The organism is Muricauda sp. MAR_2010_75, assembly GCF_000745185.1.
Lineage (GTDB): Bacteria > Bacteroidota > Bacteroidia > Flavobacteriales > Flavobacteriaceae > Flagellimonas.
In genome coordinates this window covers 4,109,179-4,122,864 of the sequence record NZ_JQNJ01000001.1, presented here as the reverse complement: position 1 = coordinate 4,122,864, position 13,686 = coordinate 4,109,179, and the positions used below count along the sequence as shown (strand labels likewise).

Genomic DNA, 13,686 nt, shown 5'->3' with positions numbered 1-13,686 from the left:
AAGAAAAATAAATAGGAGCCCCTTACCATTTAATATAGAATTAACTAATAGAAACCCTGTCTCTTTTTGCCTCCTTTTTTAATGTAACCTCCTTTTTTGCCTCCTTTGAATGATTTGTTACCGCCACTTTTTCGGTTACCTCGCTTACGGTCTCTTTTACGCCCTCCTTTTCCTGAACCTCCAGGATTTTTGGAGACTTCCACATTGATGAATCGCCCGTCCACCTTAAATTCCGTAAAGGTCTGAAGAATAATATCTGTAAGCTGTGCATCTGAGTTGAAGAAGGAGAAACTATCCTTGGTATCTACATTATAAATATCCTCTTTCTCAAGGTTCAAGGTATCTCGAAGGAAATCTTTGAGCGACATCCAATCGTAACCGTCCCTTTCCCCGATGTTGATAAAATAACGTACGGAACCACTGTTGTCCGAATCGGCATTATCGTTATATCCACTTTCTCGACCACTTTCCGATGTATTAAGGTCCTTGGTCTTGCTGTAGTAATTGGAAAACTGGGTAAACTCCACAGAAACCATTTTTTTGATAAGCTCATCCCTATCGATGCCTTCCAATACATCATTGATGGCAGGCAAATAGGCGTCAATTTCCTTATTGATTTTGGTTTCTTTGATCTTATTGGCCAAGTGGTACAATTGTATTTCGCAGATTTCAATGCCCGTAGGAATCTTTTTAGCCACAAATTCCTGCTTTACGATTTTTTCAATGGTCTTGATTTTCCGTAGTTCGGAACGGGTAACAATGACCATGGAAATCCCAGATTTTCCTGCTCTACCCGTACGACCACTACGGTGGGTGTAGGTTTCAATTTCATCAGGAAGTTGGTAGTTGATCACGTGGGTAATGTCGTCCACATCAATACCTCTGGCCGCAACATCTGTTGCCACCAACATTTGCACTTGTTTTTTTCGGAACGCGTTCATTACCAAATCGCGCTGGTTTTGGCTTAAATCGCCATGAAGAGCACCAGCGTTGTAGCCATCCTCAATTAATTTTTCAGCTACACGCTGTGTATCGCGCTTGGTTCTACAAAAAACCACTGAAAAAATACCGGGATTGGCATCGGCCAAACGTTTTAGGGCCGAGTAACGATCACGACCACCTACCACATAATATTCGTGTTGGACCGTTGAAGCACCGGCATTCTTTGTCCCGACAGTAATCTCAACCGGCTGGTGCATGAACTTTTTGGCTATAGTAGCCACTTCTTTGGGCATAGTTGCCGAAAACAACCAGGTTAGCTTTTCTTTGGGCGTGTTGGACAAAATATCTTTGATGTCCTCAAAGAAGCCCATGTTCAACATTTCATCAGCCTCGTCCAAAACACAATAATCAATCTTGGAGATGTCCACCATCCTTCGACCGATCATATCTTTCATCCGGCCAGGAGTGGCCACAACAATCTGTGCACCTCGTTTAATTTGGTTGGCTTGTTCAGAAATGCTCGCGCCGCCATAAATGGCCACAGTGTTCAGTCCCTTTACGTATTTGGAATAGAGTTTGAGTTCGTTGGTGATCTGCAAACACAGTTCACGGGTAGGAGAGAGGATCAAACCTTGTGTGGTTCGACTATCTGCCTGAATTTTTTGAATCATGGGAAAACCAAAAGCAGCGGTTTTTCCAGTTCCTGTTTGGGCCAAGGCCACCAAATCGGTGTCTTGTTCCAATAAAATGGGGATTGATTTTTCCTGTACTTCTGATGGGGTTTCAAATCCAAGATCGGAAATAGCATCCAATAGGGGTTGATCTAACCCCAAGGCTTCAAATTTTGTCATAGCGGTGTATACCTTAAATCGCAAATATGTTGTGTTGCATAGAGCGATTCCTGTATAACCTTTGAGCCCATCGCAACACCTTGCCCATACCGGCGGCGTTAATAAAGCGGCAAATGTACGCTAAATTTATAGGGTGGCTGCTATAAAGTCTTGTTTTTTAAAAAGTTTGCCAATTTCTCAATGGCCCTGCCTCTGTGGCTTATAGCATTCTTGGTGTTCGGCGGGAGTTCCCCAAACGTTTGGGTAAACCCTTCGGGTTTAAAAATGGGGTCATAGCCGAATCCTCCCGAACCGCGTTTTCCGGTGGTAATGTTTCCTTTCACAATGCCATCAAACACATAACTTTCGCCCTCAAAGTTGAGATGGATGGCTGTTTTGAAATGAGCTTGTCGGTTTTCCTTCCCCTCCAATTCCGATAATAGCTTGGTCATGTTGTCCTCGGCATTCTTTTGTTCCCCGGCATAGCGGGCCGAGTAGACCCCGGGATTTCCATCCAGGGCGTCCACCAAGAGTCCAGTATCATCCGAAAAACAATCCAAACCATAAGTTTGGGTCACAAAGTCTGCCTTTATTTTGGCGTTTTCCTCCAAAGTTTCTCCAGTTTCTGGGATTTCATCAAAACATTGAATGTCTTTTAAGGAAAGTAGTTCAATGGATTTAGGAAGTAGCTGCTGAACTTCCTTCAGCTTGTGGTCGTTATGGGTGGCAAAAACTAGTTTCAAGTGGAAAAGGGTTCTATTTGAGTTTCAAAAGTAGTAATTTCGGACTTTAAGCGATTTCCATGAAAATGAAAGTGCCACCAGCGGTAATAATGCTGATTTTTGGAGGGTTAATGTATGTTTTGGACCGATTTTTACCTGTAGGTGAGTTCGAATTCTTCGGGAAACAAGAACTCGCCATGTTTCTGTTTGGACTTGGATTTTTGGTTATTTTAATATCCGTAATCCAATTTTTTGTCACAAAAACCACTGTCGACCCATTGAACCTTGGTAAAACAAGAAAATTGGTGACCACCGGCATTTATAACTTCACACGAAACCCTATGTATTTGGGAATGCTTCTTTTTCTGTTGGCCTTTGGTCTAAAGCTGGGAAATGCCTTTAACACGTTATTGGCGGCTGGTTTTGTATATTGGATGAACCATTTTCAGATCAAACCGGAAGAAGAGGTGTTGTTGGAAAAGTTCGGCAAGGAATATAGCATTTACTGCAAGCTCACACGAAGGTGGTTTTAAACTACTTCGATTTTAAAAATCCACTTTTTGGGTACCATTTGAAACAAATCGTAATGGATTTTTGATTTATCCGCAAATGTGTAAGGTTTTTGATAAGTTCCGATTATAAGGATGGAATTTATGTTTAATTTTACACCTTAATTTTTTGAAGATGTCAATGGTGGAAACGGGTCGAAAATATGTTTTTGATTTTGACAGCACCCTTACCCGGGTAGAGGCGTTGGATGTATTGGCCGAGATGACCCTTCAGGGAAATCCCAAACGAGAGGAAATTGTTGCTGAAATTCAGCATATTACCAATTTGGGTATTGATGGTGACATTTCTTTTACGGAATCCCTTGAGAGGAGAATCCGTCTGTTGAACGCCAACAAAAGTGATTTGGACAATTTAGTGGTGGAACTCCGTCAAAAAATATCCAAATCCATTGCCTCGAACAAGGAGTTCTTCCATGAATTTTCCGATGATATTTATGTGATATCCTGTGGTTTTAAGGAATTTATCGACCCCATTGTTGCGGAGTACAATATTCCTTCGAATCGCGTTTATGCCAATACATTTACTTTTGATGAAACGGGAAACATCACTGGATTTGATGAGACCAATGTTTTAGCTTCCCACAACGGAAAAATAGAATGCTTAAAACGACTTGACCTCGATGGTGAGGTCCAGGTCATCGGCGATGGCTACAGCGATTATGTAATGCGCGAAGCGGGAATTGCCCATAAGTTTTTTGCTTACACTGAAAATGTGCACCGTGAAAAGGCCACAAACAATGCCGACCATGTTGCACCTAACTTAGATGAATTTTTATTTGTGAACGATTTGCCAAGAAACCTTTCCTACCCTAAAAATAGGATCAAGATCCTTTTACTTGAGAATGTACACCCAGCCGCTTTTGAAAATCTATCGGAAGAAGGCTTTTCTGTTGAACTTGTAAAACACAGCCTTCCCGAAGAAGAGCTCATTGAGCGTATCAAGGGCGTGCATGTTTTGGGCATCCGTTCCAAGACCCTAGTAACCCAAAAGGTTTTGGACGCTGCCAATAAATTGATGGTGGTTGGTGCGTTTTGTATTGGAACCACCCAAATCGATTTAGAATACAGCAAGAAAAAGGGCGTCGTGGTCTTTAATGCGCCTTATAGTAATACTCGTTCTGTGGTGGAGCTCGCCATAGGACAAATTATTATGCTCATGCGTAATATTTTTACGCGAAGCACTGAGATTCACAACGGAGAATGGAACAAAACTGCTGCCAATTCCCGAGAAGTGCGTGGTAAAAACTTGGGTATTGTAGGGTACGGTAATATCGGAAAACAAATGTCCGTTTTGGCCGAAGCCATGGGTATGCGGGTCTACTATTATGACGTAGCCGACCAGCTAGCCTTGGGTAATGCGGTTAAATGCAGCACTTTGGAAGATTTGCTTTCCATTTCGGATGTGGTTACATTACATATTGATGATAATAAAGCCAATAAGAACTTTATTGGTGAGCGGGAAATCAACCAAATGAAGGATGGTGCCATGCTCATTAACCTTTCCAGAGGGTTTGTAGTGGACATTGATGCTTTGGCTGCTGCTTTAAAGAGTGGAAAATTGGGCGGTGCCGCGGTAGACGTATATCCATCCGAACCACGAAGCAATGGCGAATTTTCAACCCCGTTGCAAGGTTTGTCCAATGTGATTCTAACACCGCACATTGGTGGAAGCACTGAAGAGGCCCAGCGAGACATTGCAGACTTTGTTCCCAATAAGATTATGGATTACATCAACTCTGGAAATACAGTTGATGCCGTGAATTTCCCAAATATCAGGTTGCCAAAACAAAACAAGGCGCATCGCTTCTTGCATATCCATAAGAATGTTCCTGGTATCATGGCCAAGATCAATGAAGTGTTGGCCAAATACGGTTTAAACATTTCAGGACAATACTTATCCACAGACCCTGATGTAGGTTATGTGATCACCGATTTGGACAAGGAATATGACAAAGAGGTGGTCAAGGCCCTTAAAAATGTGGAAAACACCATTAAGTTTAGAGTACTTTATTAGACAAGAATCAATTGTCAAGAGTCAAGTCTTTGCTCCATGTTCTTGAATCTTTAAGCGAAGCGCTCTTGAACTTGAACATCATCATTCGTGATGATACGGTTCGTTCCGTAAAATGGTGAACCCCCGGTAGAGCTGTTCCACAAGAAACAAACGTACCATTTGATGGGAAAAAGTCATTTTGGAAAGGCTTATTTTTCCGTTGGCCCTTTCGTATACCGCTTCACTGAAACCATACGGCCCTCCAATCGCCAAAACCAGGTTTTTGATACCACTATTCATCTTTTTTTGCAGGAATTGGGAAAATTCAACTGAAGTGTATTGTTTTCCTTTTTCATCAAGAAGAATTAGGGCGTCCGAAGGTTGGAGTTGGGCCAAAATCAGTTCACCTTCCTTATCCTTTTGTTGGGTTTCGGAAAGATTTTTACTGTTTTTAATATCGGGAATAATTTGAAACTGGAACTTTATATAATGTTGCAGCCGCTTCTCGTAAATCGAGATAAGTTGTTCTAGATCAACACTATCCGTTTTTCCAATGGCAATCAAGGTAATCTGCATGTTCAAAAATAGAGTATTATATTGAAAAAGGGAAGCCAGAAGTAAGTCCGTAAGTTCAAGTTCAGACTCAAGTCCAAGAACAAGGAACAAAGTAATTAAACAGTTGAAAATATTTAATCTTTTGTCTTATTATCAAACATTTAACTGAAACATCATCCTACTGCTCGCAGTAAGTGCACCCATCTCATCGAATGTGTTTGAACTTGAAAATTGTGTTTGAACTTGGCATTGAGTCAGTTAACTTTGACCACTATGCGTCATATTCAAACACCTCAATAACTCAGTAACTAAATTACCGAACAACAGTATTGTTTTTACTATTTTCGTTAAAACCCCAAGTGGATGATATCCGAAGAACAATTTCAAAACGAACTTGATTTGATTATTGCCAACGCTATTCGAGAAGATGTTGGTGACGGCGATCATAGCTCCTTGGCCTGTATTCCTGCCTCAGCAACCGGAAAGGCAAAACTGTTGGTCAAAGACGATGGCATAATCGCTGGTGTTGCATTTGCAAAGCAAGTGTTTCATAATGTAGACCCAGAACTAGATGTAGAAGTGCTCATTTCTGATGGAAGTCCAGTCAAATACGGAGATATTGTTTTTTATGTGGCAGGAAGTTCCCAAAGTATTTTAAAAGCCGAACGATTAGTCTTAAATGCCATGCAAAGGATGAGTGCCATTGCCACCAAGACCAAACAATACGTGAATCTTTTGGAAGGAACAGAGACAAAAATATTGGACACCCGAAAAACCACACCCGGCATAAGGGCATTGGAGAAATGGGCCGTAAAGATTGGAGGAGGGGAGAACCACCGATTCGCACTGTACGATATGATCATGCTCAAGGACAATCATATTGACTTTGCAGGAGGTATCACCAAGGCTATCCAAAAGACCCAACAATACTTGAAAGACCAACAAAAAAACCTAAAAATTATCGTTGAAGCACGGAATTTGGATGAAGTTCAAGAAATTCTGCAATCCCAAGGGGTATACCGGATTTTGTTGGACAATTTTAATTATGACGATACCAGAAAAGCGGTTAAGATGATAGGTAACCAATGCCTTACGGAGTCATCAGGAGGGATTAATGAAGATACCATACGGAAATATGCAGAGTGTGGGGTGGATTACATTTCTTCTGGAGCGCTAACACATTCCGTACACAATATGGACCTAAGTTTAAAAGCGGTATAATGTCCAAAGTTATAGAAGACCAGTTGGAAAAGATACCGGTCATCAATTGGATGGTACGGTTGATGAAAAAGGTAAAGCTCAAAGCTTTTGAAGGGCTCTCTCTATATGATTTGATAGAAATGTATCTATTGGGGATTTTTCGCGGAGCCTTGTCCACTCGGGCCAGTTCCATTGCTTTCAGCTTGTTTATGGCACTGTTTCCTCTACTGATTTTTTTGGTAACCATGATTCCGTTTGTGATTCCTTATGTTCGGGTTGGAAATGAGAATTTTGACGCCCAATTCCTGGTGTTTTTAGAATCGTTTTTGCCATCCGCTACAGGAGATTATTTTGGGGATATTTACCAACAGATCAAAGATCAAAAACAAGGAGGGTTGTTATCATCAGCCTTTCTGGTTTCCATTTTTTTAATGGCCAATGGCGTAAATGCCATTTTTGGAGGGTTTGAAAACTCATACCATGTAGAACTCACCCGGAATTTTTTTCGTCAATATGCTTATGCTTTTATGGTGGGATTGATTCTTTCCATCCTCTTGATTGTTGGAGCCGTGGCTTTTGTTTATTTTGAGTTTTATATTGTTGGCTATACGAACGAATACCTTGGAAATACCTTTGGGTATGATGTGGAAAAAGGGGACACCCTCGGTATCCAGATAGCCAAAGTGGCCTTCTTTATGTGCCTCTCCTATTTTACCACGGCCATCTTGTATTATTTTGGGACCGCTGAAGGCAGAAAGGCACGGTTCTTTTCTGCAGGTGCACTGATGACAACACTTTTGTTTTTGCTGACCTCATATCTCTTTGGGATCTATGTGGAAAAGTTTGCCAGATATAACGAACTTTATGGAGCCTTGGGGGGATTGTTGATTTTGATGGTTTTCATTTGGTTGAATTCCAATATTCTCCTATTGGGATTTGAGCTCAATGCAACCCTTAATTCTTTAAAAAAACAGCATGAAAAAAGGCAAGATGTTCAATAAACGGTTTTTGTTGCCCATATCTATCCTGTTTATTCAGATTGCATTTGGTCAAACTGTGGTCGGAAAATGGAAAACGGTGGATGACCGAAGCGGAATAGAAAAGGCTATTGTCCACATCTATAAGGAAGATGGATTATTGCAGGGGAGAATAGTGAAAATCTTGGAAAAAGGTAAGGAAGACGCCATTTGCTCAAAATGTGATGATGAATTCAAGGATAAGCCTATTTTGGGGCTGCATATTTTTCAAGACCTTAAGAAAAATAACAAAAATGAATACAAGGGTAATGAGATGTTGGACCCGGAAAATGGTATAAAATTCAGGGGCAAAATATGGTTGGATCCTGATAACGACAACCAATTGAAGGTCCGAGGCTATTTGGTTTTTTTGTACCGCACGCAAACGTGGTACCGAGTTAAGGAGTAATACTATGGATTATTTTCTGGATGTTGTACTGCCTATTCCACTGGAACGCCTTTTCACGTACAGCATTACCTCACAGGAAGCAGTTTTTTTACAGCCCGGAATGCGTGTGGCTGTTCCCTTCGGTAAATCCAAGATTTACACCGCTTTGGTGCATAAAGTCCATAGCAATGCCCCAACAGCTTACGAGGCCAAGGAGATTTATCAGATTTTGGATGAAACACCTCTTGTAAATCCTTTTCAGCTAAAACATTGGGAATGGATTGCCCACTATTATATGTGCACTTTAGGCGAGGTGATTCGGAGTGCCCTGCCCAGTGCCTTTCTATTGGAAAGTGAAACCTTGGTAATGCCCAACAAAGAAGTTGAGGTTGATGAAATGGAGCTGAAAGACGATGAGTTTTTGGTCTATGAGGCCCTTCAGCACCAAACCGCATTGAAGATTGGGGAAATCAGTGACATTGTCGATAAAAAACATGTACTCTCCTTGATCAACCGATTGGTGCAAAAAGGGGTGGTGAACCAAAAAGAGGAACTGTACGAGCAGTACAAACCCAAACTGGTTCGATACGTAAAGCTTTCTGAAGTGTATGATGATGAGGCCCAACTGGAAGCACTGCTCAATGAGCTTTCCCGAGCGCCGAAACAAAGTCAAGTAGTACTTTCCCTTTTTCAGATACGGACTAAAAACAACAAACCCATTCCCATTGAAGACCTTGAAAGAGAAAGCGGTGCTTCCAGAGCCGTGATCAAGGCACTTATTGATAAAGATATTCTTGAGGAATATCAGATTAGAAAGGATCGGGTTGATTATCAAGAAGAATCCTCAGCATCAGAGAACATTGGTTTAAACGAACATCAAACCAAAGCGCTTGAAGATATCACCTCTGGATTTGAACAGAACAGACCCGTGCTACTGCATGGCGTCACTTCGTCAGGGAAGACCGAGGTGTATGTAAAACTCATTCAGCAGTGCTTGGAGGAGGGGAAGCAGGCCCTTTACCTACTGCCTGAAATTGCACTGACCTCCCAATTGATCAATCGACTTCGGCTTTATTTTGGGCATAAGGTATCGGTGTATCACTCAAAATACAGTATTCATGAACGGGTGGAGGTCTGGAACAACGTTTTGGCGCAGGCCGAAAAGGCCCAGATTGTCATTGGTGCCCGTTCTTCCCTGTTCTTGCCTTTTTCCAATTTGGGGTTGGTGGTGGTGGATGAGGAACACGAAGGTTCCTTCAAACAATTTGACCCAGCACCAAGGTATCATGCCCGGGATGCGGCCATTGTTTTGGCTTCCCTGCATAAGGCTGATGTAATTCTGGGCTCGGCTACCCCCAGCATAGAAAGCATGGACAATGCCAAAAAAGGCAAATATGGGTATGCGTCCATTCAACATAGGTATGGAGATGTGCTGATGCCGGACATCAATTTGGTCGATATTAAAGAGGCCACACGAAAAAAGCGCATGAAAGGTCATTTTTCAGAAATTCTACTCAAGGCTATCGAAGAGGCTTTGGAAGAAGGGGAGCAAGTGATTCTTTTTCAAAACAGAAGGGGATTTGCCCCCGTGGTCGAGTGTACCACCTGTGGACATGTGGCCCAATGTCCCAATTGTGATGTTAGTTTGACATTCCATCAACAGAGAAATCAACTGCGATGTCATTACTGCGGTTATCATATGGCCCTGCAACAAGCTTGTTTGGCCTGTGGGAGTGCCACTTTGGACAATAAAGGATTTGGAACGGAACAGATTCAGGAGGAACTGAACCAACTTTTTCCTAAAGTATCGGTGGGCCGGATGGATTTGGACACCACCCGAGGGAAATATGCCTATGAAAAAATCATTTCAGCCTTTGAAAACCAAGAGATGGATATTTTGGTGGGTACGCAAATGGTCACTAAGGGATTGGACTTTAGGAATGTGAGTCTAGTGGGTATCATGAATGCAGACTCCATGTTGAATTTTCCGGATTACCGGGCGCATGAACGCAGTTTTCAAATGTTGACCCAGGTGGCGGGTAGGGCAGGGCGTACCCAAAAGAGGGGTAAGGTACTTATTCAGACCTACAATCCGCACCATCAAATATTGCAACAGGTTACTACGAACAATTACGGAAAAATGTTTGCCGAGCAGGTTTACGAACGGGAACAATTTAAATATCCACCTGTGGTGCGCATTATTAAAGTGACTTTGAAGGCTAGGGATTTCAATACATTGAACGAAGCTGCCCAATGGATGGCCGGCTCATTGCGGAATGTATTGCGAATACCTGTTTTAGGCCCCGAATATCCCCCTATTGCCAGAATTCGGAGGGATTACCTCAAGAACATATTGATTAAGATACCGAAGCAACAATCATTGGCACAAACAAAAAATAGCATTAAACGGATTGAGAAATCCTTTAATGCTATTTCCAAGTATAAAAGTGTAAGACTGGTCTACAATGTGGACCACATTTAATTATACATTGGCCAATGCTTCGGCCAACTCAGTCTTCTTGTTTCTACTCAATGGAATCTGTCTTCCCCCTACTTCAACATTTTTACTGTTGAATTTCTCAATCTTCTCCAGATTCACAATATAAGATTTATGGATACGTAGAAATTTATCGGCCGGCAATTGCTTTTCGAAAGATTTCATGGTGGAAAGGATTACAATGTTGGCCTCGTCTGTCACCAACTTAATATAATCTCCCAATGCCTCAATCCATTTAATATCGTTTAAGATAACCTTGCGTTTTTTAAGGTTGCTCTTTACAAAAATGTGCTCTTCATCCTCATCAACACGATTCATTTGCTCGTATTTGGCCACAGCTCTTTTTACAGAGGCTTCAAAGCGGGCTAAAGTGATGGGTTTGTGAAGGTAATCGGTTACGTCGTAGTCAAAGGCTTTAAGTGCATAGTCAGGTTTACCTGTAATTAGGATCACCTGTGGTGGGTTCTCTAGGGCCTCTAAAAGGTCAAACCCACTGATAATGGGCATTTCAACATCCAAGAAAATCAAATCGACTTCATGGTTCTTTAGGCCATTTTTAGCTTCAATGGCGTTGCTGTACTCAGCAACCAAAGCAAGATGTGGATGATTGTTGACCAATTTTGCAACGGCCATACGCTGCATGGAGGAATCGTCTACAATTATACTTTTTAATTTCATAGAATGGGGTGATTTGTAGGGTTTTAAATCATCGGCAAATTACATAAAAAAGACGTTTAACAGCAACAAAAGATGTAAACATGGTCTATTTTGTTGTGTATATTGCCATATACGATATGTACGTTTAAAGGGTTCACTTTTGTTAATAACTCCTGTACTTTAAACGAAGTTTTTTTGGTTTTCTTGCAGGGTGAAAGAAATATCACTAATTTTGCGCTCCTTTAAAATATATAATATGAACCATTACGAAACTGTTTTCATTTTAAATCCCGTTCTGTCTGAAACGCAGATAGAGGAAACAGTCAAGAAATTTGAGGATTTCTTGATTAAGAATGGTGCCAAAATGGTCTCCAAGGAAGATTGGGGACTTAAAAAGTTGGCCTATCCCATTCAGCACAAAAAAAGTGGTTTTTACCACTTATTTGAATTTCAAGCTCCCGGTGAGGCCATTGGTCCATACGAGTTGGAGTTTAGGAGAGATGAGCGCGTTATGCGTTTCTTGACCGTTAAGTTGGACAAGCATGCAATTGCTTGGGCAGAAAAGAGAAGAACCAAATTAAAAGCAAACGCATAGGGTTATGGCATCTATTGAACAACAAGCAAAGTCAAAAAAAGACGGGGAAATCAGATATTTGACCCCGCTTAACATAGAGACCAGCAAGCAAAAAAAGTATTGCAGGTTCAAAAAATCTGGTATCAAGTATATTGATTATAAAGACCCAGACTTCTTGATGAAGTTGGTAAACGAGCAAGGAAAATTGCTTCCCAGAAGACTTACGGGAACTTCCTTGAAATACCAAAGAAAAGTGGCACAGGCCGTTAAGCGTGCACGCCACCTAGCGTTAATGCCGTACGTTGGCGATATGTTAAAATAAAAAAATACCGAAGAATGGAACTTATTCTAAAAGAAGATGTACAGGATTTGGGATTTAAAGATGATATCGTTTCCGTAAAAAACGGTTACGGCAGAAACTTTTTGATCCCTCAAGGTTTGGCCACTTTGGCCACGCCATCTGCCAAAAAGGTTTTGGCGGAAAACCTAAAGCAAAGAGCCCACAAAGAGAAGAAAATCATTGATGCGGCCACTAAAACAGCGGAAGCCCTAAAACAATTGGAAATCCGTATCCCAGCCAAGGTTGGTGCAGGTGATAAATTGTTTGGTTCCGTAACCACAATCGACCTTGCCGCCGCTTTGGACAAAGAAGGACACCAAATTGATAGAAAGTTTATCAATATTAAAGGTGGGGCCATTAAAAGGGTAGGACCTTATGAGGCCATCATCAGGCTTCACAGAGAAGTAGTTGTTGAATTTCCTTTTGAAGTTATCGCTGAGGCCAAATAAATTTTAGGTCTTTTCAGCTAAGAATAAAAAAAGAGCCATGCTTTTGCATGGCTCTTTTTTTATTATCAATTGGTATATTATTGCTGTTATTTATTGCTCTAATTTATTTTTCAAACGGCCCTGAAGTTCACTGTCGGTCTGCAATGCCATGGCTATGGCCTGGTAGCGTTCAATGCTCATGCCTTCATTGCTGATGATTTCCTCGATTTGCTCAGTGAAGCCAACTTGCAACTCCTGTATTTCGCTGATTAGTTTTCCAAATCTTTTCTTTTCATCGTCTGTGGCATCTACAGTTTTTTCTGGTGACGCTGAAGCTTGGTACATTTCATTGAACCTCTCTACTTGAAAACCGTTATTTTTAACCATTTCCATTACTTTTTCTTGAGCCTCCATGTTCACTTTTTGGATATCCTGAAAAGCAGACGCAATCTTGTTCAATTCGGCATCGGTCACTTCAACTTGTTCTTGGGCATTAAGTGATGAAAATAGACTCACGCCAAGGGTTAAAAGACAAACAAACAGTGTTTTAATTGGTTTCAAAAATCTCATTCTATATGTGTTTTTCGTAAATGTTATTTTCCGAAACTACAATAAATTAAGGCGCTTCCCAAAATATGGCTGTTAACTGTACCTTAATGAAAACAGTATGGATTCTACCGTTTGGCCTCTTGGGCCACCCCTTCTGCGAAAAAGGTTTTGGTGGAAAGCCGTATCCCAGCCAAGGTTGGTGCAGGTGATAAATTGTTTGGCTCCGTAACCACAATCGACCTTGCTGCCTCTTTGGATAAAGAGGGACACTAAATTGATAGAAAGTTTATCAATAGTAAAGGTGGGGCCATCATCAGACTTCACAGAGAAGTAGTTGTTGAATTTCCTTTTGAGGTGATTGCCGAAGCGAAATAAACATTATTTTTCCGTTAATAACTTGTTAAGAGCTATGCGTGCATAGCTCTT

Annotated in this window: 14 protein-coding genes and 1 pseudogene; 10 read left to right on the top strand and 5 right to left on the bottom strand. The window is 41.3% G+C overall.

The window, feature by feature from the left end:
* Positions 1 to 44: 44 nt before the first annotated feature.
* The gene (locus FG28_RS18600; RefSeq protein ID WP_036385499.1) at positions 45 to 1,793 is read right to left on the bottom strand and encodes a DEAD/DEAH box helicase; all 1,749 of its coding nucleotides are present in this window, start codon (positions 1,791 to 1,793) and stop codon (positions 45 to 47) included.
* A gap of 140 nt (positions 1,794 to 1,933) precedes the next feature.
* On the bottom strand, positions 1,934 to 2,515 hold the full coding sequence (locus FG28_RS18595) for a non-canonical purine NTP diphosphatase (protein WP_036385498.1): 582 nt from the start codon (positions 2,513 to 2,515) through the stop codon (positions 1,934 to 1,936).
* Positions 2,516 to 2,574: 59 nt separating this feature from the next.
* On the opposite strand from FG28_RS18595, the gene FG28_RS18590 reads away from it, so the two are divergent.
* Together FG28_RS18590 and serA are read left to right on the top strand one after the other, a co-directional pair.
* Positions 2,575 to 3,027 (top strand): isoprenylcysteine carboxylmethyltransferase family protein, encoded by a 453-nt coding sequence (locus FG28_RS18590; protein ID WP_036385496.1) that lies wholly within the window; start codon positions 2,575 to 2,577, stop codon positions 3,025 to 3,027.
* 157 nt (positions 3,028 to 3,184) lie between these two features.
* Positions 3,185 to 5,077 carry a phosphoglycerate dehydrogenase gene (gene serA / locus FG28_RS18585; RefSeq protein ID WP_036386873.1) on the top strand — a complete coding sequence of 631 codons (1,893 nt, stop codon included), beginning with the start codon at positions 3,185 to 3,187 and terminating at the stop codon, positions 5,075 to 5,077.
* An 81-nt stretch (positions 5,078 to 5,158) separates the two neighbouring features.
* Here serA and rlmH read toward each other — a convergent pair whose 3' ends face one another.
* Entirely contained in the window at positions 5,159 to 5,632 is a 474-nt protein-coding gene (gene rlmH, locus FG28_RS18580; RefSeq protein WP_036386871.1) for a 23S rRNA (pseudouridine(1915)-N(3))-methyltransferase RlmH, read from the bottom strand.
* Between the two features lie 342 nt (positions 5,633 to 5,974).
* Between rlmH and nadC the strand changes: the two genes are divergently transcribed.
* From nadC to priA, 4 genes are read left to right on the top strand one after another with little or no spacing between them, the layout of a single operon-like run.
* The gene (gene nadC / locus FG28_RS18575; protein ID WP_036385494.1) at positions 5,975 to 6,832 is read left to right on the top strand and encodes a carboxylating nicotinate-nucleotide diphosphorylase; all 858 of its coding nucleotides are present in this window, start codon (positions 5,975 to 5,977) and stop codon (positions 6,830 to 6,832) included.
* Positions 6,832 to 7,812, top strand: coding sequence for a YihY/virulence factor BrkB family protein (locus FG28_RS18570; protein WP_036385492.1), 981 nt, complete (start codon positions 6,832 to 6,834; stop codon positions 7,810 to 7,812). Before nadC ends, FG28_RS18570 begins: the two co-directional genes overlap by 1 nt.
* Positions 7,787 to 8,236 carry a DUF2147 domain-containing protein gene (locus tag FG28_RS18565; RefSeq protein WP_036385491.1) on the top strand — a complete coding sequence of 150 codons (450 nt, stop codon included), beginning with the start codon at positions 7,787 to 7,789 and terminating at the stop codon, positions 8,234 to 8,236. Before FG28_RS18570 ends, FG28_RS18565 begins: the two co-directional genes overlap by 26 nt.
* A gap of 4 nt (positions 8,237 to 8,240) precedes the next feature.
* A complete protein-coding gene (gene priA / locus FG28_RS18560; RefSeq protein WP_036385489.1) occupies positions 8,241 to 10,697 on the top strand; it encodes a primosomal protein N' in 2,457 nt (818 codons plus the stop codon).
* Here the strand turns inward: priA and FG28_RS18555 are convergent, their stop codons facing one another.
* Positions 10,698 to 11,390 carry a LytTR family DNA-binding domain-containing protein gene (locus tag FG28_RS18555; protein WP_036385488.1) on the bottom strand — a complete coding sequence of 231 codons (693 nt, stop codon included), beginning with the start codon at positions 11,388 to 11,390 and terminating at the stop codon, positions 10,698 to 10,700.
* 235 nt (positions 11,391 to 11,625) lie between these two features.
* Here FG28_RS18555 and rpsF point away from each other — a divergent pair, with 235 nt between their 5' ends.
* From rpsF to rplI, 3 genes are read left to right on the top strand one after another with little or no spacing between them, the layout of a single operon-like run.
* A complete protein-coding gene (rpsF, locus tag FG28_RS18550) occupies positions 11,626 to 11,964 on the top strand; it encodes a 30S ribosomal protein S6 (protein WP_036385486.1) in 339 nt (112 codons plus the stop codon).
* 4 nt (positions 11,965 to 11,968) lie between these two features.
* Positions 11,969 to 12,265, top strand: a complete 297-nt coding sequence (gene rpsR / locus FG28_RS18545; RefSeq protein ID WP_014031368.1) for a 30S ribosomal protein S18 — start codon at positions 11,969 to 11,971, stop codon at positions 12,263 to 12,265.
* A 14-nt stretch (positions 12,266 to 12,279) separates the two neighbouring features.
* Positions 12,280 to 12,732, top strand: a complete 453-nt coding sequence (rplI, locus tag FG28_RS18540; RefSeq protein ID WP_036385484.1) for a 50S ribosomal protein L9 — start codon at positions 12,280 to 12,282, stop codon at positions 12,730 to 12,732.
* Positions 12,733 to 12,822: 90 nt separating this feature from the next.
* On the opposite strand, the gene FG28_RS18535 is transcribed toward rplI, so the two are convergent.
* Positions 12,823 to 13,281, bottom strand: a complete 459-nt coding sequence (locus tag FG28_RS18535) for a DUF4168 domain-containing protein (protein ID WP_051947482.1) — start codon at positions 13,279 to 13,281, stop codon at positions 12,823 to 12,825.
* A gap of 123 nt (positions 13,282 to 13,404) precedes the next feature.
* Here FG28_RS18535 and FG28_RS20510 point away from each other — a divergent pair.
* Positions 13,405 to 13,635: pseudogene (locus FG28_RS20510) on the top strand (50S ribosomal L9 C-terminal domain-containing protein); the annotation flags it as partial.
* Positions 13,636 to 13,686: the final 51 nt, after the last annotated feature.

Excerpts from the sequence above, each read along its gene's own strand:
- FG28_RS18600 (WP_036385499.1), bottom strand. The coding sequence starts at position 1,793 with ATGACAAAATTTGAAGCCTTGGGGTTAGATCAACCCCTATTGGATGCT.
- FG28_RS18590 (WP_036385496.1), top strand. The coding sequence starts at position 2,575 with ATGAAAATGAAAGTGCCACCAGCGGTAATAATGCTGATTTTTGGAGGG.
- serA (WP_036386873.1), top strand. The coding sequence starts at position 3,185 with ATGGTGGAAACGGGTCGAAAATATGTTTTTGATTTTGACAGCACCCTT.
- rlmH (WP_036386871.1), bottom strand. The coding sequence starts at position 5,632 with ATGCAGATTACCTTGATTGCCATTGGAAAAACGGATAGTGTTGATCTA.
- nadC (WP_036385494.1), top strand. The coding sequence starts at position 5,975 with ATGATATCCGAAGAACAATTTCAAAACGAACTTGATTTGATTATTGCC.
- FG28_RS18570 (WP_036385492.1), top strand. The coding sequence starts at position 6,832 with ATGTCCAAAGTTATAGAAGACCAGTTGGAAAAGATACCGGTCATCAAT.
- FG28_RS18565 (WP_036385491.1), top strand. The coding sequence starts at position 7,787 with ATGAAAAAAGGCAAGATGTTCAATAAACGGTTTTTGTTGCCCATATCT.
- priA (WP_036385489.1), top strand. The coding sequence starts at position 8,241 with ATGGATTATTTTCTGGATGTTGTACTGCCTATTCCACTGGAACGCCTT.
- FG28_RS18555 (WP_036385488.1), bottom strand. The coding sequence starts at position 11,390 with ATGAAATTAAAAAGTATAATTGTAGACGATTCCTCCATGCAGCGTATG.
- rpsF (WP_036385486.1), top strand. The coding sequence starts at position 11,626 with ATGAACCATTACGAAACTGTTTTCATTTTAAATCCCGTTCTGTCTGAA.
- rpsR (WP_014031368.1), top strand. The coding sequence starts at position 11,969 with ATGGCATCTATTGAACAACAAGCAAAGTCAAAAAAAGACGGGGAAATC.
- rplI (WP_036385484.1), top strand. The coding sequence starts at position 12,280 with ATGGAACTTATTCTAAAAGAAGATGTACAGGATTTGGGATTTAAAGAT.
- FG28_RS18535 (WP_051947482.1), bottom strand. The coding sequence starts at position 13,281 with ATGAGATTTTTGAAACCAATTAAAACACTGTTTGTTTGTCTTTTAACC.